16 protein-coding genes are annotated in these 17,213 nt (G+C 53.2%); 9 read left to right on the forward strand and 7 right to left on the reverse strand.

The annotated features are described in order from the left end of the window. Position 1: 1 nt before the first annotated feature. Genes ttrA through ttrB form a run of 3 tightly spaced genes read right to left on the reverse strand, consistent with a single transcriptional unit; the run spans position 2 to position 4,820 of the window. The gene (ttrA, locus tag EHN13_RS15990) at positions 2 to 3,067 is read right to left on the reverse strand and encodes a tetrathionate reductase subunit TtrA (RefSeq protein WP_124021727.1); all 3,066 of its coding nucleotides are present in this window, start codon (positions 3,065 to 3,067) and stop codon (positions 2 to 4) included. After that, a complete protein-coding gene (gene ttrC, locus EHN13_RS15995) occupies positions 3,060 to 4,085 on the reverse strand; it encodes a tetrathionate reductase subunit TtrC (protein ID WP_124021728.1) in 1,026 nt (341 codons plus the stop codon). The genes ttrA and ttrC overlap by 8 nt, the downstream gene beginning before the upstream one ends. After that, positions 4,086 to 4,820: a tetrathionate reductase subunit TtrB gene (gene ttrB / locus EHN13_RS16000; RefSeq protein ID WP_005122827.1), complete on the reverse strand. Its 735-nt coding sequence runs from the start codon at positions 4,818 to 4,820 to the stop codon at positions 4,086 to 4,088. It abuts the gene before it with no gap. A gap of 227 nt (positions 4,821 to 5,047) precedes the next feature. Between ttrB and ttrS the strand changes: the two genes are divergently transcribed. The 9 genes from ttrS to ydhT all read left to right on the forward strand — a co-directional run bounded on the left by ttrS (position 5,048) and on the right by ydhT (position 13,998). Then, positions 5,048 to 6,781 (forward strand): tetrathionate respiration histidine kinase TtrS, encoded by a 1,734-nt coding sequence (gene ttrS / locus EHN13_RS16005; protein WP_101741753.1) that lies wholly within the window; start codon positions 5,048 to 5,050, stop codon positions 6,779 to 6,781. After that, complete coding sequence (gene ttrR, locus EHN13_RS16010; RefSeq protein WP_061067811.1) at positions 6,756 to 7,340, forward strand: tetrathionate respiration response regulator TtrR; 585 nt, start codon at positions 6,756 to 6,758, stop codon at positions 7,338 to 7,340. The genes ttrS and ttrR overlap by 26 nt, the downstream gene beginning before the upstream one ends. A 92-nt stretch (positions 7,341 to 7,432) precedes the next feature. Then, positions 7,433 to 7,642 (forward strand): fumarate hydratase FumD, encoded by a 210-nt coding sequence (fumD, locus tag EHN13_RS16015; protein ID WP_040233753.1) that lies wholly within the window; start codon positions 7,433 to 7,435, stop codon positions 7,640 to 7,642. Between the two features lie 498 nt (positions 7,643 to 8,140). Continuing rightward, the gene (locus EHN13_RS16020; RefSeq protein ID WP_048211828.1) at positions 8,141 to 8,767 is read left to right on the forward strand and encodes a ferredoxin-like protein; all 627 of its coding nucleotides are present in this window, start codon (positions 8,141 to 8,143) and stop codon (positions 8,765 to 8,767) included. Between the two features lie 119 nt (positions 8,768 to 8,886). Further along, positions 8,887 to 10,989 carry an aldehyde ferredoxin oxidoreductase gene (locus EHN13_RS16025; protein WP_124021771.1) on the forward strand — a complete coding sequence of 701 codons (2,103 nt, stop codon included), beginning with the start codon at positions 8,887 to 8,889 and terminating at the stop codon, positions 10,987 to 10,989. Positions 10,990 to 10,998: 9 nt separating this feature from the next. Further along, the gene (locus EHN13_RS16030; RefSeq protein WP_121584566.1) at positions 10,999 to 11,667 is read left to right on the forward strand and encodes a YdhW family putative oxidoreductase system protein; all 669 of its coding nucleotides are present in this window, start codon (positions 10,999 to 11,001) and stop codon (positions 11,665 to 11,667) included. Between the two features lie 64 nt (positions 11,668 to 11,731). Then, complete coding sequence (locus EHN13_RS16035; RefSeq protein WP_048211825.1) at positions 11,732 to 12,400, forward strand: 4Fe-4S dicluster domain-containing protein; 669 nt, start codon at positions 11,732 to 11,734, stop codon at positions 12,398 to 12,400. Then, entirely contained in the window at positions 12,397 to 13,182 is a 786-nt protein-coding gene (phsC, locus tag EHN13_RS16040) for a thiosulfate reductase cytochrome B subunit (RefSeq protein ID WP_061067813.1), read from the forward strand. The genes EHN13_RS16035 and phsC overlap by 4 nt, the downstream gene beginning before the upstream one ends. A gap of 3 nt (positions 13,183 to 13,185) precedes the next feature. After that, positions 13,186 to 13,998 (forward strand): protein YdhT, encoded by an 813-nt coding sequence (gene ydhT, locus EHN13_RS16045; RefSeq protein ID WP_061067814.1) that lies wholly within the window; start codon positions 13,186 to 13,188, stop codon positions 13,996 to 13,998. A 9-nt stretch (positions 13,999 to 14,007) separates the two neighbouring features. Here the strand turns inward: ydhT and EHN13_RS16050 are convergent, their stop codons facing one another. From EHN13_RS16050 to EHN13_RS16065, 4 genes are read right to left on the reverse strand one after another with little or no spacing between them, the layout of a single operon-like run. Then, positions 14,008 to 14,685, reverse strand: a complete 678-nt coding sequence (locus tag EHN13_RS16050; protein WP_101741682.1) for an ABC transporter permease subunit — start codon at positions 14,683 to 14,685, stop codon at positions 14,008 to 14,010. Beyond that, positions 14,675 to 15,460, reverse strand: coding sequence for an amino acid ABC transporter permease (locus tag EHN13_RS16055; protein WP_040233756.1), 786 nt, complete (start codon positions 15,458 to 15,460; stop codon positions 14,675 to 14,677). Before EHN13_RS16055 ends, EHN13_RS16050 begins: the two co-directional genes overlap by 11 nt. Further along, the gene (locus EHN13_RS16060; RefSeq protein ID WP_061067815.1) at positions 15,460 to 16,278 is read right to left on the reverse strand and encodes an amino acid ABC transporter ATP-binding protein; all 819 of its coding nucleotides are present in this window, start codon (positions 16,276 to 16,278) and stop codon (positions 15,460 to 15,462) included. The genes EHN13_RS16055 and EHN13_RS16060 overlap by 1 nt, the downstream gene beginning before the upstream one ends. A 1-nt stretch (position 16,279) precedes the next feature. Then, positions 16,280 to 17,113, reverse strand: a complete 834-nt coding sequence (locus tag EHN13_RS16065) for an ABC transporter substrate-binding protein (RefSeq protein ID WP_048211819.1) — start codon at positions 17,111 to 17,113, stop codon at positions 16,280 to 16,282. Positions 17,114 to 17,213: the final 100 nt, after the last annotated feature.

The following is a 17,213-nucleotide window of genomic DNA, read 5'->3' on the forward strand; positions in this document are numbered from 1 at the left end:
GTTAAATACGCTCAATTCTCGCTGGCAACCCCTGACGCACAGCGGCTCCTGAAACCCAATCCAGCCAGGTGTTGGCAACCTTTCGTGTCGGATCCGCAAAGCCCAGATCGTTGATATTGATTCCCGACTTTATCTTTTTATCAAACGGCATCGGCTCACCGTCGAGCGTATGCTGCGCAGCGCCCATCTCTTTATGTCCATAGCCATGCTCAATTGCGATTACCCCAGGCATCACGCCCTGCAGTAAGCTGATTTGCGCTTCAACCTGCCCGCCCGGCGTGGTGATGCGAACGGTATCGCCGTGAGATAAACCATAGCGCTTGCCGTCCTGCGGGTTAAGCGCCACCAGATTAACCGGCTTCAGATGATGCAGGCGCGGGATCACCGCTGTGGCGCTGGACATGGTATTCGATTTAAAGGAAATCAGTTTCAACGGCCACTCTTGTTCCGGGAACAACTCCTCAACCGCACGTCCATCAGAGAGGCGCGAAGGATACCACGCCGGACAGCCGCTGTAGCGCTCGCCGGTAATCGCATGACGGTGTGCAGCGACATCCGCATTCCATATTTGCAGCGGTTTTTCCCACGCATTGCCGACGCGGTTATCGACCCGACCACTGTTATCTGGCGCAAAACGGCCACCGCGCGAATAGATAAACGCCACGCGACTCACCTCATCGGTTTTTAACGTTTGGGTCATCACCGGCAAGATTCGTTGCACCCCGGTCAGCGCGATATCCTCTTCCTGTGCCTCCGCCACAGGCGTTTTGCCCATAAAAGCAATGTTGGCGGCCAGCCGCAGATAATAATCTTCGGCGCGGTTGAGCGGATACTGATTGCCCTGCGGGTCGGCAATGGCATTGTCACCAAAGCCGGGGAGACCAATGCGTTTTGCCACCGCGATGCAGAAAGCCTCCATTGAGACTGGTTGACCGTCAGCGGTCTGGCGGGTAGCGGGCCTGACCACGGGCCAACGCGCGGTAGTGGCTTTGCTGGCCACGCCTGCCCACGGAGCGCTAAATCCCCAGCTTTCGAAGTTGTGGGTATCCGGTACGATGTAATCCGCCAGCGCGGTTGTTTCGTTCATGAACGCATCAATCGCGATAAACAGTGGCAAACGTGCAGGATCTTTTAGCTTTTCTTCTGCCACACCGCGTAAGCCCGCAATCCCATAAAACGGGTTGGTCATGTTGGAGATCCAGGCCTTTAGCGGATACGGATAACCTTCCAGTGCTGAAACCAGCAATTCGGTAAGCTGGCCTGCGACAAACGGATACCAGGGCGCTTTGGCCGGGAAGGGCGATTGCCCGGCGGCGACTTTGTTGCGGTACTCTTCGGAAGACTCATAGGCTGTCTTGCTGCGGGCGAGGCTCAGACCTTTAGGTTTCACCTTCCCGGCAAAACTGTCCATATTGTAGCGCGGGCCGTCAGTTGCGCCGTTGAACTTACCGCCGCCGACGAACACGCCGCCTTCGAGGCTCAGGTTCCCGATCAACGCATTGAGCATCATTACCGACCAGGCATTATAAAAACCGTTACCCGCCATCATCCCACCGTGCGTGATCACTGCTGCTTTTCGTCCGTGACGGGTGAAAGCATCGGCCAGCGCGCCAATGTCTGCCTCAGAAACACCACACTGCTGGCTGTATTGCGCCATTGATAGTTTCTCAGCGGATTCTTTCAGACACTGGAAGCCACTTTTTACCGTGACCGTTTGCCCCCCGGCCAGCGTGACTTCACGGGAGATGAACAGTTGGGCACGTTGGCAACTGCTGGCGGCGACGATCTCTCCGGCTTCGTTAATGACTGTTGGTTCGTTGGCGGCGTCTGCGCGTAAATGCGCCAGCGTTAAATGCTGACCGGCGAGCGTTGGAATTTCATCGGTAATGACCAGATGGGTGGCGTTGGTCCAGCTTTTTTCCCCGGCCTGCTTCATGGCCTGTACGTCTGGAATAGCCAGGTAATCAGCGTTATAGCGCTGCTTTTCAATTATCCAGCGGATCATCCCCATCGCCAGAGCGGAGTCCGTCCCTGGGCGTACGGGCTGCCAGTGCCCACGATCGTCGGCAAGCACTGTCGTTAGCGGTAGGGCTGGTGCAACCACAACATAGCGGAAGTCATCACGTAAACGGGCACTGGCGAGTTGCCGTGCCTGGCGTTTAAACGGGTTGCCGGATTGTGCTGGAGACGTCCCCATAAACAACGCAAATTCGACATTATCCCAGTCGGGTTTTACGTGGGTATTTTTATCCAGATCGCCCATCAACGCGCCAGATCCGGCACGATAGGCCAGACCACAGTATGCGCCATGGGCACCGAAGTTTTTGCTGCCGAAACTGTTCAGGGCAAAGCGACGCAAAAAAGTATCACGTCCTTCATCACTGGTATTGGTGACCAGTAGCTGATTGGATTTTGGGCCGAAACCGGGGTGTCGGGCATCAATCGGCGTATCGGGATCGTGGATCGCCCGCAGACCGTCAACGTGGCCTTCGCCAAACAGATCGCCGCCTTCCACCACTTCTTTGATCAGTTGCTCAAAGCTGATGCGCTGCCATTTGCCTTCCCCACGTTTACCTACGCGTTTCATTGGCTCCAGAATACGCAGTGGGCTGTACAGGCCTTCAAGTAACGTTGCACCGCGAGCGCAAGCGGTGGAGCGGGCATCAAGGCCGGTTTCGCCCGCCAGTTGTTCCATCGCGGCGGCAAAGGGAACAGAGGAGTCAATGTGGTGTTCGTGAGATAGCGGATGGTACGGGTTGCCCGCAATACGCAACACTTTGCCTTGTTCGTTATCAACACGGACACGCACGCCACATTGCGTCCAGCAGCCGAAACACTGTGTCATGGAGATCACCTGTTGCGGGTTCTGTTGCCAGCGCGTTTGGGCATGTGCTTCGGGGATGAGTGCATTACCAAAGATACGGTCACGGGTTATTTTTCCTGATGTTCCGTCAAGCAAACCATCAATCGCACGCTTTGCCACGTCCCGATAACTCAGGCCGAAGGTCACCATGCCCCCGACGGCTAGACCAACTTTAAGCCACTGACGACGAGTTAAATTAGCCATGTTGCATTCTCCTTGCGATCGCGTTCAGGGCTTCACGAACCATAATGATCAGTGCGACCCACAGGCCAAAAGTGCCAAGAATAGCCAGCCAGCCATCTGTGCCACCGGGCAGGGTATAGGGATTAAACTGGGCGTTAAATTTCGGTACGGTCTGTACCTGAATGAGTAATGTCCAGCGCATTAGCCAGCACAATGCCATTGCACTTATTGCCAGCGAAATACGTAATGGCAGTGATAACGGATGGCGTAACACCAGGGCGCAAACGCCCAGTGAGGTAACCCAAAGTGCAATCCAGCCGATGGCGTAATGTCGCGCGGAAGCCGCCACATCCAGCCACTGGCGAATTGCTGACCCCGATAGCGTGTTGCCACTAGCCCATATCACCACCACGATAGCCAGCGCGCACAGCGTGGCTATCTGTCCCCATGCCAGTTTGCGCGGTAATGTTGTCCCTGCGTTTTTCACCGTGGCGATAAGCAGGGCAAGGAACGTTTGCAGGGCACTGAGGAACATCGCTACCGGGAAGGCGTAGCTGAACCAGATCGGACGCGCCTCGACAATCGAGACCTCGCGACCTGTATAGACCAACAGTCCAATCGCCGATAGCGCACTTCCCACGGCCAACCATTTAGTGACGCTGTAACTTTTTGCGGTTAATCGCTTAACCTGTTGTGCGATAAACCACAGCCCTAAAAACCCGGTGAATAGCGGTAAAAACAGCGCGCCCCACGGCATCCACGACCATGGCGTCGGAAAGGCGTAGAAATGCCAGACACGAGCGGTCTGGTGTAAATCAGCGGTCAGCGCCAGCGGCGCGGTAATCGCGCAGGTCAGGGCGATTAACAGCGTCAGGTTTTCCAGTTCCGGCGTCTCTTGTTTGCGCCAGTGAAGCGCACAGGCAAACAGTGCGGCGCAGGCGGCAATGCCGATAAAAAAGAAATATTGCACAGCCCAGGGTAACCAGCTTACGTCCTGTGGATGCGTCAGAACCTCTTCGATAATCAAGGTAGGGTTCATTTAAACCTCCTGCCAGAGCGCGGGCTGGGCACGCCCCATTAATGGTGTCACAAAGGCCTCATCCAGGCCCAGATAGAACACGTGCGGCGAGGTGCCACTTTCCGGTTTCAGGACCTTGATGGCGTCATGATGTTGTTGCAGCATTTGAGAAATCCGGCTGTGTGGATCCTTGATATCACCGATGATGCGCGCGCCGCCAACACACGACTCTACGCAGGCCGGGAGCAGGCCCGCTTCCAGTCGATGAACGCAAAAAGTGCATTTATCGGCGGTTTGCGTTTCATGGTTGATAAACCGTGCATCGTATGGGCAGGCCTGCACACAGTAGGCGCAGCCAACACAGCGTGTGTTGTCGACAACCACAATGCCATCTTCGCGCTGGAAGGTGGCCTGCACCGGACACACCGGCACGCAAGGGGGGTTATCACAATGGTTGCACAGGCGCGGCAGCAGGACGTTGGTGACGCTTTGCTGGCCTTCAAGTTGCACCTGATATTGATTAACGTTGGTACGAAACTCACCTTGCGGCGTCTGGTTTTCAATCGCGCAACTCACGGTGCAGGCCTGGCAGCCGATACATCGACGCAGATCGACCAGCATGCCGTAGCGATGCTGGGGCGATCCTTCATGCCGTTCAGGCGAAAAGGGAAACTGGGCCTGTGCGAGGGGAACCAGTGATGCGCCAGCGGTCAGGACGCCCAGTTGCTGGAGAAACTGCCGTTTACTGCTGTCCATATTTTCTCCCGTCACGATGCAACAACGAAACATTGGTCACGCCGTTGATTTGCGTGTGATGAATAAAGAATCTCAATGATTTACAGTGTAAAAATCGTGGCGGGGGCAGCTCTATTGTGGTTAACCACATACCCGGCTTGTTGTTGATCTAAAACAACATAATTGACAGGGATAATTCAGTGGGATGTAACGTCGTTCGATGTCTGACGCTATTGGCCTCCGTGTGGATGCTCGGCAGCGTGGCGTGGGCAGGTTCGTGGAATGTGGGTGTTTTGGCGATGCGTGGCGAGGTCTCTACACGTGCCCACTGGCAACCGCTGGAAACCCTGTTAAATCAGCAAATTCCGGGTGAACAGTTTCATATTCAACCGCTGGATCTGCAGCAGATGCAGGAGGCGGTTAACCGTGGAACCGTCCAGTTTGTGGTCACCAATCCGGCGCAATTCGTGCAGTTAAACAGCCATGCAGCGCTTCGCTGGCTGGCATCATTACGCTCCACTCGTGGCGGAAAGGCAACCAGCAACGTGATTGGCAGTGCGGTCCTCGTCAGGCGCGACAGTGGGATCGTGAATGCACATGATCTGATTGGTAAAACGGTAGGTGCCATTGATGCTCAGGCATTTGGCGGTTATTTGCTGGGATACAAAGCGCTCAGCGATGCGGGATTGCGCCCTGAACGTGATTTACATCTGACGTTTACCGGCTTTCCTGCCGATGCCTTGCTGTATTTATTACGTGAAAAAGCGGTTCAGGCGGTGATTGTGCCCGTGTGTCTGCTGGAAAAAATGGATGAAGAAGGGCTAATCCGCAAAGCGGACTTTAGGGCCGTGATTAGCTATCCAACGTCAATTCCTTGCGTAACCAGCACGCCGCTCTATCCTGACTGGTCGTTTGCTGCCTTGCCCGCGGTCAGTGATGAACTGGCCGATCGTGTCACGCGGGTACTGTTTAACGCGCCACAAAACGCTGTCTTTCGTTGGGGCGCGCCGGCCTCAACCCGCGAAGTAGAAGCTTTGCTGCGCGATGTCCGCCAGCACCCACAGCAGCGCCAATTGTGGCTGGATGTCAAAAGCTGGTTTATTCAACATCGTCTGGCCATGGGGGCGGCGGGTATCGTCCTGTTGTTGCTGACGCTCAATTACATCTGGGTCATGCTGCTGGTCCGCCGACGTGGAAGACTGCTTGAGCGTAATAATGTGCTGTTGCGTAAACAGGAACAGGCGCTGGAAACCGCGCGTCAAATGAGCGTGCTGGGCGAGATGACGTCCGGATTCGCTCATGAACTTAACCAGCCGCTTTCGGCTATCCGCCACTATGCACAGGGCTGTCTGATTCGTCTGCGCGGCCAGGATCAGCAGCATCCGTTGTTACCCGCCCTTGAACAGATTGACGTGCAGGCGCAGCGGGGCGCCGATACGCTACGCAATTTACGTCAGTGGGTCAGTCAGGCGCAGGGAAATCCGGTGATGACTGACGACTGGGAGCCCATTAACATTCATGATGCGATCCATCATGTCTGGCAGTTATTACGCATGGCACAGCAATTCCCGACGGTAGCGTTACAAACGCAGGTCGATAATTCGCTCACGGTTACACTGCCGACCGTTTTGCTGGAGCAGGTTCTGGCTAATCTGGTACTAAACGCGGCCCAGGCGGGGGCAAAAACGGTGTGGTTCTCAGCGTGCAGTGAGGAGCATGGTGTGCGTATCCTGGTGCAGGATAACGCCGGAGGGATCGACGATGCGCAGTTATATCAGGCATTCCAGCCCTTTATGACCACCCGTAAGGAAGGGATGGGACTCGGGCTGGCCATTTGTCAGCGACTGGTTCGCTATGCAAATGGCGACATTAGCATCAAAAATCACCCAGCGTCTGACGGTCTGGCGGGCGTAGCGGTGACATTACATTTTAAGCAAACACAGGAAGGAGGGCGTCGTGGCAATAATTCATCTGTTGGATGACGATGTAGCGGTTACTCAGGCCTGTGCATTTTTACTGGAAAGTATGGGGTATGAGGTACGCTGCTGGGAGCAGGGTGAAACATTTTTGGCTCAGGCCGATCTGCATCAGGTCGGCGTATTACTGCTGGATATGCGCATGCCGGTACTGGATGGACATGCCGTGCATGAAGCAATGCGTCAGCGCGAGAGCACCCTGGCGGTGGTATTTCTTACCGGGCATGGTGATGTGCCCATGGCGGTTGAACAAATGAAGCGCGGAGCCGTCGATTTCTTACAGAAGCCGGTTTCAGCCGCGCCGCTACAGGCTGCGCTGGAAAATGCTGTGCAGGCCTCGGTAGCGGCTTTTTCGCGACAGGAAATTGTTGCTTGCTATCAGCAACTTACCCCGAAGGAGCGAGAACTGGCGAATCTGGTTGCAAAGGGGTTGATAAATCGGGAAATCGCCGATGCCATGAATATTGCCGTTCGCACGGTTGAAGTGCATCGGGCGCGGGTGATGGAAAAAATGCGGGCCGGAAGCCTCGCCGAGCTGGTAAATCGACTTCAGCGGATCCAGTAAAATTTTGACATTTATTTGATTTTCATTGGATTTTGTCTAATTTGCCAGAGTGATATATGCTGTGGGTTTGAGTTAATGACGAGCGGGTGAATATGGGAAATCAAACCAAAGACGACGAGCTGTACCGCGAGATGTGCAGAGTAGTCGGTAAAGTAGTGCTGGAAATGCGCGATCTGGGGCAAGAGCCTAAGCATATCGTCATTGCTGGCGTACTGAGAACAACCCTCGCCAATCAGCGTGTGAAGCGCAGTGAGTTAGAAAAACAGGCCATGGAGACGGTGATTAAAGCGTTGGCCGGTTAATCCATAAAAGAGGGCGGTAGAATTATTCTGCCGTCCTCTTATTTTATTCTTCGTTATCTTCCAATAAATATAATTTAGTTCGGTCACTAAAATTACGCATTGCGCTATATATTTGATTGCATATCGAGTGGTATATAACACAATATTTGTGATTGCACTCCCAAATATTTTCATGCATATGAAATGTTATTTCAATCTCGCTTAATGATAATAAATATCACTCCACATTAATTATTTTCCTTCCGATTTTTAATTGATAACGATCAAGGTTACAGGGGGGGAATAACCACATTATTTATCTGCCTAACCCTAAAGGATTATACCCGAGTTTAGGGTATGGATTGATTCAGTTTAACCACCGTCATCTGTGCGATCAGGTTAGGGCAAAAATTCACGTGTTGTTGGCAACATTTATGGCCGATTTGACCTGATCTGCATTCATTAAAATTAGCCTGGATCTGTTGCTACTACAGCGTTTGCGAAGAGGATGCGAAATAAATGAACCAGGTTGATCGTCCATTTTTAGATTGTGGTTTAACGCGGCTTGAGTTTCTGCGTATATCAGGGAAGGGTCTGGCAGGATTAACGATTGCCCCCGCTCTGCTATCCCTTTTTGGTTGCAAGCAGGAAGATATCGATAGCGGCACCGTCGGACTTATCAATACGCCGAAAGGGGTGCTGGTGACTCAACGAGCCCGCTGTACTGGCTGCCACCGCTGTGAAATTTCCTGTACTAATTATAACGATGGCGCTGTTGGCACCTTCTTTTCCCGCATCAAAATTCATCGTAACTACTTCTTTGGCGATGATGGCGTTGGGTCCGGTGGCGGGTTGTACGGCGATTTAAACTACACCGCAGACACCTGCCGTCAGTGTAAAGATCCCCAGTGCATGAAAGTCTGCCCGATTGGCGCAATTACCTGGAAACAGGAAGACGGTTGCATTGCCGTAGATCATAAACGCTGTATTGGCTGCAGTGCCTGTACCACGGCCTGCCCATGGATGATGGCGACCGTTAATACCGTAACGAAGAAATCCTCAAAATGTGTTTTATGCGGGGAATGCGCTAATGCTTGTCCGACAGGGGCATTAAAAATTATTGAGTGGAAAGATATTACTGTTTGATGGATAGCAGGGCTGCCTGATACGCGTCATTTAATGCCGAAAATTGCAGTTTTTGAATAAAAGAACTGCCTGAAAGGTGGCGAGTATATCTATCGGACCTTCTTGCAAAGGAAAACATGATGGCTAATGGTTGGACAGGTAATATTTTACGGGTCAATCTCACCACGGGTAATATCACCGTTGAAGATTCCAGTAAATTTAAGAAATTTGTCGGTGGGATGGGCTTTGGCTATAAAATTATGTACGACGAAGTCCAGCCAGGCACCAAACCTTTTGATGAAGGAAATAAGCTGGTTTTCGCGACCGGGCCGCTAACCGGTTCGGGCGCGCCCTGCAGTTCTCGCGTTAATATCACCTCATTATCGACATTTACCAAAGGCAATTTAGTGGTCGATGCCCATATGGGCGGTTTCTTTGCCGCACAAATGAAATTCGCGGGTTACGACGCCATTATTATCGAAGGGAAATCACCTTCTCCGGTCTGGATCAATATCAAAGACGATAAGGTCAGCATCGAAAAAGCGGACTTCATATGGGGTAAGGGTACGCGCGCAACCACTGAAGAAATATGCCGTATCACCAGCCCGGAAACGTGCGTTGCAGCCATTGGTCAGGCGGGTGAAAACCTCGTTCCGCTTTCCTGCATGATTAATAGCCGTAACCACAGCGGCGGAGCCGGCACTGGCGCAGTCATGGGGTCGAAAAACCTGAAGGCCATTGCGGTAGAAGGGACCCAGGGGGTCAATATTGCCGATCGCAAAGAGATGAAGCGGCTTAATGACTACATGATGACCGAGCTAATCGGCGCCAACAACAACCATGTTGTGCCGAGCACGCCGCAGGCCTGGGCTGAATACTCTTCACCTAATTCGCGCTGGACGGCTCGCAAAGGGTTGTTCTGGGGCGCTGCGGAAGGAGGGCCAATCGAAACGGGGGAAATTCCACCGGGAAACCAGAATACGGTCGGTTTTCGTACCCATAAATCCGTGTTTGATCTCGGCCCGGCCGCTGAGAAGTATACCGTCAAAATGAGTGGCTGCCATTCATGTCCAATTCGCTGTATGTCGCAACTCAATGTTCCCCGTGTGAAAGATTTTGGTGTGCCAAGTACCGGCGGGAATACCTGCGTGGCGAACTTTGTACATACCACTATTTTCCCGAATGGGCCGAAAGATTTCGACGATAAAGACGATGGGCGCGTCGTAGGAAACCTGGTTGGCCTGAACCTGTTTGACGATTATGGCATCTGGTGTAACTACGGGCAGTTGCACCGTGACTTTACTTACTGCTACTCCAAAGGCGTCTTTAAGCGAGTGTTACCTACGGCAGAGTATGCAGAGATCCGTTGGGATCAACTGGAAGCAGGCGATCCGAACTTTATCAAAGATTTCTACTATCGACTGGCGCATCGCGTGGGTGAACTCAGCCACCTGGCAGATGGTTCCTACGCGATTGCAGAACGCTGGAATCTGGGCGAAGAGTACTGGGGTTACGCGAAGAACAAACTATGGTCGCCGTTTGGTTTCCCTGTTCACCATGCGAACGAAGCCTCGGCGCAGGTGGGGGCGATCACCAACTGTATGTTCAACCGCGACTGTATGACGCATACCCATATCAACTTTATCGGCTCCGGTTTACCGCTGGCGCTACAGCGTGAAGTAGCGGGCGAACTGTTTGGTTCACAGGATGCCTACGATGAAACCAAAAACTATACCCCGATTAATGCCGCCAAAATCAAATACGCCAAATGGACGCTGCTGAAAGTCTGTCTGCACAATGCGGTTACGCTGTGTAACTGGGTCTGGCCAATGACGGTTTCGCCACTGAAGAGTCGAAACTATCGTGGAGACCTCGATCTGGAAGCGAAATTCTTCCAGGCCGTAACGGGGGATGAAACAACTCAGGCGAGTCTGGATTTGGCCGCGGAGCGCATTTTTACCCTGCACCGTGCTTATACAGTCAAGTTGATGCAAACCATGGATATGCGTAATGAGCACGACCTGATCTGCTCCTGGGTGTTTGATAAAGATCCGAAGATCCCAGTCTTTACCGAAGGGACCGACAAGATGGACCGGGAAGATATGCGTCAGTCGCTTACGATGTTCTATCAGGAAATGGGCTGGGACCCGGCGTTGGGCTGCCCAACTCGCGACACCCTTCACCGCCTCGGCCTTGAGGATGTGGCTGCCGACCTGGCTGCACACAATCTGTTGCCGGCGTAAGGAACGCAGATGACGTACGTGAGTAACGACCTGGCCGCTGCAGAGGATGTGCATGGTGATGACGTGGATAGCCAAAAGAGACAGTGGCTGCACGCGTTACACCAGCCTGTCGCACACCAGAGTTCGTCATTAATCCAGGAACCCACCAGTCCGGAGTCGATAGTGGCGGATTTTATCCGCCAGCATTCTGCTTCAGGTCAACTGGTGGCACGCAGCGTGTTTCTGTTGCCACCTTATTCGGTTCCTGAAAGTGACCTGGCTACCCTGCTGGACGCGATGTGTCAGCATGCATCCGACGCAGATATTCTCTGTATCCAGGGGTCAGAGGATACCTACTTCTACTCGACGCAAACCATGACGGCAAACTACGCCGAGATGTGTGTGCAGGTGGTGGAAAATGATATCTGCCGTGCCATTGCAGAAGCGGTACGTTTTGACTGCCAAACGTATCCTCGCCCCTATAAGGTCGCCATGCTGGCGCAACCGCCATACCACTTTGAACCTGAGCAGGTTACGGCGGCGCTCACGGCAATGGAAACGCATCCTGATTATGCAGACATACGTGCTGTGGAATCGTCGAATGCGGAACCTTATCTGTTTAGCGAGCGCTTTATGAGTTACGGCAAAGCGTATGGCCTGTGCGAATGGCTTGAGGTTGAGCAGTATCAGAACCCCTGAATTTTTCAGGTTGATGTCATGGAACGTGTGGACGATCACTGTCACAGCATTAGAGGATAACCCGATGTCCTTCACCCGACGAAAATTTGTCATTGGCATGGGGACGGTGATTTTTTTCACCGGCCCAGGCCAAAACCTGTTAGCGAGTACGAAGAGTACTAAAAACGTTCGTTATGTCATGATCCACGACGAATCATTGTGCAACGGATGTAATATTTGCGCCCGAGCGTGCAGGAAAACGAATCATGTTCCTGTTCAGGGGAGTCGTTTATCAATAGCCCATATCCCGGTAACGGATAACGATAACGAAACGCTGTATCACTATTTTCGTCAGTCCTGTCAGCATTGTGACGATGCCCCCTGCATTGAGGTGTGTCCGACCGGTGCTTCCTGGCGAGATGAAAACGGGATTGTGCGAGTCGATACCTCTCGTTGTATCGGCTGCAGTTACTGCATTGGCGCATGTCCGTATCAGGTACGCTATCTCAACCCACAAACCAAAGTGGCGGATAAATGCGACTTCTGCGCCGAATCACGTCTGGCGAAAGGTTTCCCGCCAATTTGCGTCAATTCTTGTCCAGAGCACGCGTTGATTTTTGGCCGTGAGGACAGCCCGGAAATTCAGACCTGGTTGCGGGAAAACAAGTACTACGAATATCAACTTGCAGGCGCCGGGAAGCCCCATCTGTATCGTCGGTTCGGTCAACATTTGATTAAAAAGGATAATGTATGAACGCGTCGCAGAATGCCGAACAGTTTCACGCACAGCTTGCGCAGTACGTCCCAATGTTTTCGCCGGATTACTGGCCTGTCTGGTTGGTTTTCGCCGGGTTAATGCTGGTGGGGATGTGGCTGGTGCTGGCACTCCACGCAATGTTGCGCTTTCGTTCAGCGAATAAAGCGTCTGCAGGACACGGAGAGAAGGTCTATTTATACTCGAAAGCTGTCCGTTTGTGGCACTGGTCGAATGCGCTATTATTTCTGTTGCTGCTGGCCAGCGGCCTGCTAAATCATTTCACTGCGGTCAGTGCCCCAGTGATGAAAAGCCTGCTGACTGTGCATGAGGTCTGTGGCTTTTTGCTGCTTGCCTGCTGGATTGGTTTTGTCCTGATTAACCTGATTGGGGGGAACGGGCATCACTATATTATTCAGCGTCAGGGCTGGATCGGCCGGGCGCAGAGGCAGACGCGATTTTACCTGTTTGGCATTATGCAGGGCGAAGCGCATCCATTCCCGGCATCAACGCGTTCGAAATTCAATCCGTTACAGCAGGCGGCGTATGTCGGAGTGATGTACGGTTTGCTGCCGCTACTGCTGATCTCCGGGTTGCTATCCCTGTACCCACAGGCTGTGGGCGATCTGTTCCCTGGCGTACGTTACTGGTTGCTGCAGGCGCACTTTGCGCTGGCTGTCGTGAGCGTGTTTTTCATTTTTGGACATCTTTATCTCTGCACCACAGGACGCACACCGGGCGAAACCTTTAAGTGCATGGTGGATGGCTATCACCGGCATTAAGAGATGATGATTACGCGTGGTGACTTACGGGCCTGGCGCGTCGGGCCCGTGATGTATCGCTGGTTTCTGCGTGCGTTTCCTGAAGGAGGCAGCTATGCGGAGGTGCACCGTGCACTCCAGCAGGAAGGGTATAGTGACTGGGCAGATAGCCTCGTGGAATACGGCTGGTCAAGATGGCAGGATGAAGAGAATTTTGTCCAGCAGGATATCTGTGCGATGGGTCGTGTTGTCTGTCCGCAGACGGCAGACGACAACGGTAAACAATTGGCGAGCGCGGCTGATGGCGACAGTCTCGGTAGCGCGGGCGATAACATTAAAATCGTCAGCGCCGGATACGCCGCGCAGATTGCCAGTGCAGGTTACAGCGCACGTATTGGCTGCGTGGGTTATAACGCTCATGTTGCCAGCTCCGGTGAGCGTGGCCGTATTGCCATCGCGGGAAACTCCACACGAGTCAGTAGTGTGGGCGGCGGTACACGAATGGCCAGCACGGGTATGCGGGTGCGCATCAGTTCGCTGGGTGACAGAAGTCGTATCGCCAGCAGCGGTGATTTAACCCAGATAGCCAGTTTTGGCGCAGAGTCGAAAATCGCCAACTGCGCGGACAACGTGCAGATCATGGCCAACGGAGAAAACACTGTTATTGCCAGTACTGGCGTGGTCGATTCAATAATTCTCGGCCCCGGCGGATGCGCGGCTCTTGCCTATCACGACGGTAAGAGAATGCGCTTTGCGGTGGCTATTGAGGGTGAAAATAACATTCGCGCAGGGGTGAAGTATCGGCTCAACGAAGACCATCAATTTGTGGCATGTTGAGCCGTGTTGCTATTTCAACGCGAACCGACGCTGAGTGATCTTCTCCAGGCTAAAGCACAGCAGGTAATAGACCAGTCCGGTAAAGACAAAAATAGCCGCCGGGTAAATTTGTACCCGGTTGTTAACCTGACCCGCAACCGTCGTGAGTTCAGGTACGTTGACGATAAATGCCAGCGACGTGTCCTTGAGTAGCCCGATAAAAATCCCCGTTAGCGAGGGCAGTACGTTGCGCAGAACCTGTGGCAACAGAATTAACCCGAGCGCCTGGAGCGGACGAAACCCCTGAACGATGGCCGCATCATACTGACCGCCTGGCAGCGCAGTGATACCCGCGTACACAGAATGCATCACCGAGGCGGCGGTAAACCAGGCCAATGCCAGCGTAACGGTTATGGCTCCCGGTAAATCACTGCCTGTGAGCATGGGCAACAGATACCACATCCAGAAAATCACGAAGATTAACGGAATACCACGAATAAACTCTGCCCAGATAAACAGCCCCTTACGTATCGCCCCAGGAAAACGCCAGGCACAGCAGGCGAGTGCGATCCCAGCGGGAAGCGCCAGTGCCGCTGCGCCAATCGCCATCAACAGCGTGAGCAGAACGCCCCCCGGTTGCCCCTCTGTGACCCGCCCCCACAGGAGGTAGTCCAGATTGTCGGTAATAACCGAAATATTAGCGATCATGCAGTAGGCTCCTGAAACGGAATATGCGTGTTTTACGCGCCAACGGTTTACCTGCTGCAGACACAGGACCAAGACGGGTTAACAACATCCCCAGTACAATGCCGGTCAGCAGGTAGAGTGCCGTGCCGACGGCAAAGGCTTCCAACGCATGGGCGTTATAGCTTTCAATTTGCCGTACCTGGTATGTCAGTTCTGCAAAGCCAATGCCGCTGGCCAATGAAGACAGCTTCATCAGATTAAGATATTGCCCCACGATCGGCTGCCAGGCATTTGCCAGCCCCTGAGGGAGCAGGATGTGACGAAACGTCGCCCATGACGAAAACCCCTGTGCTATGGCTGCCTCGCGCTGCCCGCCAGACACAGCCTGTAAACCGGAGGCGACCTCTTCGACCAGAAAGGCCGAGGTAAAGACACCCAGCCCCCATGCGGAGCAGAGAAACTCCGGCGTTAACCACCAGACATCCCCCGGCAGAATGGACCAGGAGTGTTCCGCATTAATGAAGGTAATCACGTCGCGAGGAAGGAGATTCCATGCAGCGAAGTACCAGAACATCAGTTGGACGAGTAAAGGAGTATTGCGAAAAACAGAGACCCACACGCTGACCATGGTGGTCGCAAAGCGCTGTCCTGTCAGGCGCAGGCTGAGCAGAAAGATGGCAAACACCGTGGCGAGTACCACGCCGGCTAGCGTGACCCAAAGTGTGGTCAGAAAACCGGAGATTATCCATTGCAGAGGTTGCCCGCTCAGCACCCCCTGCCAGTCCATTGCATGCATTATAACGATGACTCCTGGTGTAACGGGTCGAGCACTTTTTTCAGAAAACGTTGGGTCCTGGGGTGCTGAGGGCGAGTGAAAAACGCCTCAGGAGGTGCGACTTCGAGAATATCGCCGCCATCAATAAACACCACACGATCGGCAATCTCCCTGGCGAAATGCATTTCATGGGTCACGACAATCATGGTAATACCGCTATGAGCCAGACGCTTCATGACCTGCAACACTTCGCCAATCATTTCTGGATCCAGCGCGGAGGTGGGTTCATCAAACAGGATGATTTGCGGCGAGGAGGCCAGCGCGCGGGCGATAGCAACACGTTGTTGCTGCCCGCCGGAAAGTTGGGCGGCATACGCATCGGCTTTCTCAGCTAATCCTACCTGTTCCAGCAGTTCAAGTGCCCGTTGCTCAGCATCCGTTTTTTTCCAACCGTGAACATATTCCAGCGCCAACGTGATGTTCTGCTGTGCCGTCAGGTGGGTGTAGAGATTGAATTGCTGGAACACGAAACCAATCCGGCTGCGAAGCTGACGCAATGTGGGGCCGCGCAGCTGACCGATTGGTTTGTCATCAATAAAGATATCGCCGCCGCTCAGTGACTCCAGTTGGTTTATCAGGCGAATAAGCGTCGACTTTCCTGAGCCAGAAGGCCCGAGAATGGTGACGACTTCGCCCGGTTCAACCGACAGGCTGACGCCGTTAAGCACGGTATGATTGTCATAGTGTTTTATGACATTACGCAGTTCAACACGCGCCTGGCGCAGATGCGTAAAATCCGCAGCCGAAGCTGCGGGACGATGAAAAAGGCCTGAGAGCATATTACTTCGCTTCTATTTTGAAGGCGCGGGGCTGTGGATTTTTGGTTTGCGGACCAAACCAGACATCATAAATTTTGGCTGCCTGCCCGGTTGACTCGAGCTTTAATAGCTCGTCGTTCACGGCCTTCAACAGCGCAGGTTCACCTTTTTTCACACCCACACCAATTTCTTCTTTGCTCAACAGGTCGGGCAAAATTTTGAAATCTGCTTTATCCGGCGCACCGCCTAACAACCCTGCCAGAATGGTGCTGTCCTGGGTGATCGCCTGGACATTACCATTACGCAGGGCGGTTAATGCCAGCGGAATATCGTCATAGGCCAGCACACGTGATTGTGGAAAACGCTGATGCAACGCCTGCTCACCTGTCGTCCCTTTCACCGCACCGATACGGGCCTTACTGTAGTCATCAAGCTTATCCGGCGATTTTGCCGGAACGAGGAATTGCTGTCCGGTAACGAAGTAAGGGGCGGAAAAATCGATAACCTGTGCACGCTCAGGTGTAATCGTGATATCCGCTACGATTAAATCGGCCTTACCGGACTGCAATAACGGTATACGGTTAGCCGGATTGGTGGCGACCAGTTCCAGTTTAACGCCAAGTGATTTAGCCAGCGCTTCAGCGAAATCAACGTCGTAGCCGACAATTTTATGTGTTTTTGCATCAATAGAGCCGAACGGTGGATTGGCGTCAAAGGTGGCGATTTTTACCACGCCTGCGGCTTTGATATCGGCCAGTTGATCGGCCTGAGCGTATGACGCGGCAATGCCTGACGCCAGCAGGACACTGAGTGCCAGCCATGTTTTTTTTGTGCTGTGAATCGTCGTTGCCATCATTTTCTTTGAATCCCTGTTGTTTTGGTTTGTGCTTTTTACGCTCCCATAACTTGCGGCGGTGACCAAATAAGAAAAAATTCTTATCTATATACAAAATGGT

It is taken from the genome of Citrobacter youngae, from assembly GCF_003818115.1.
Lineage (GTDB): Bacteria > Pseudomonadota > Gammaproteobacteria > Enterobacterales > Enterobacteriaceae > Citrobacter > Citrobacter youngae.

Coding starts and splice junctions, on each gene's coding strand:
- EHN13_RS16060 (WP_061067815.1), bottom strand. CDS start 16,278: ATGCTCTCAGGCCTTTTTCATCGTCCCGCAGCTTCGGCTGCGGATTTT.
- EHN13_RS16050 (WP_101741682.1), bottom strand. CDS start 14,685: ATGATCGCTAATATTTCGGTTATTACCGACAATCTGGACTACCTCCTG.
- EHN13_RS16065 (WP_048211819.1), bottom strand. CDS start 17,113: ATGATGGCAACGACGATTCACAGCACAAAAAAAACATGGCTGGCACTC.
- ydhT (WP_061067814.1), top strand. CDS start 13,186: ATGATGATTACGCGTGGTGACTTACGGGCCTGGCGCGTCGGGCCCGTG.
- ttrC (WP_124021728.1), bottom strand. CDS start 4,085: ATGAACCCTACCTTGATTATCGAAGAGGTTCTGACGCATCCACAGGAC.
- ttrA (WP_124021727.1), bottom strand. CDS start 3,067: ATGGCTAATTTAACTCGTCGTCAGTGGCTTAAAGTTGGTCTAGCCGTC.
- EHN13_RS16035 (WP_048211825.1), top strand. CDS start 11,732: ATGTCCTTCACCCGACGAAAATTTGTCATTGGCATGGGGACGGTGATT.
- fumD (WP_040233753.1), top strand. CDS start 7,433: ATGGGAAATCAAACCAAAGACGACGAGCTGTACCGCGAGATGTGCAGA.
- phsC (WP_061067813.1), top strand. CDS start 12,397: ATGAACGCGTCGCAGAATGCCGAACAGTTTCACGCACAGCTTGCGCAG.
- EHN13_RS16030 (WP_121584566.1), top strand. CDS start 10,999: ATGACGTACGTGAGTAACGACCTGGCCGCTGCAGAGGATGTGCATGGT.
- EHN13_RS16055 (WP_040233756.1), bottom strand. CDS start 15,460: ATGCATGCAATGGACTGGCAGGGGGTGCTGAGCGGGCAACCTCTGCAA.
- ttrB (WP_005122827.1), bottom strand. CDS start 4,820: ATGGACAGCAGTAAACGGCAGTTTCTCCAGCAACTGGGCGTCCTGACC.
- EHN13_RS16020 (WP_048211828.1), top strand. CDS start 8,141: ATGAACCAGGTTGATCGTCCATTTTTAGATTGTGGTTTAACGCGGCTT.
- ttrS (WP_101741753.1), top strand. CDS start 5,048: ATGCTCGGCAGCGTGGCGTGGGCAGGTTCGTGGAATGTGGGTGTTTTG.
- EHN13_RS16025 (WP_124021771.1), top strand. CDS start 8,887: ATGGCTAATGGTTGGACAGGTAATATTTTACGGGTCAATCTCACCACG.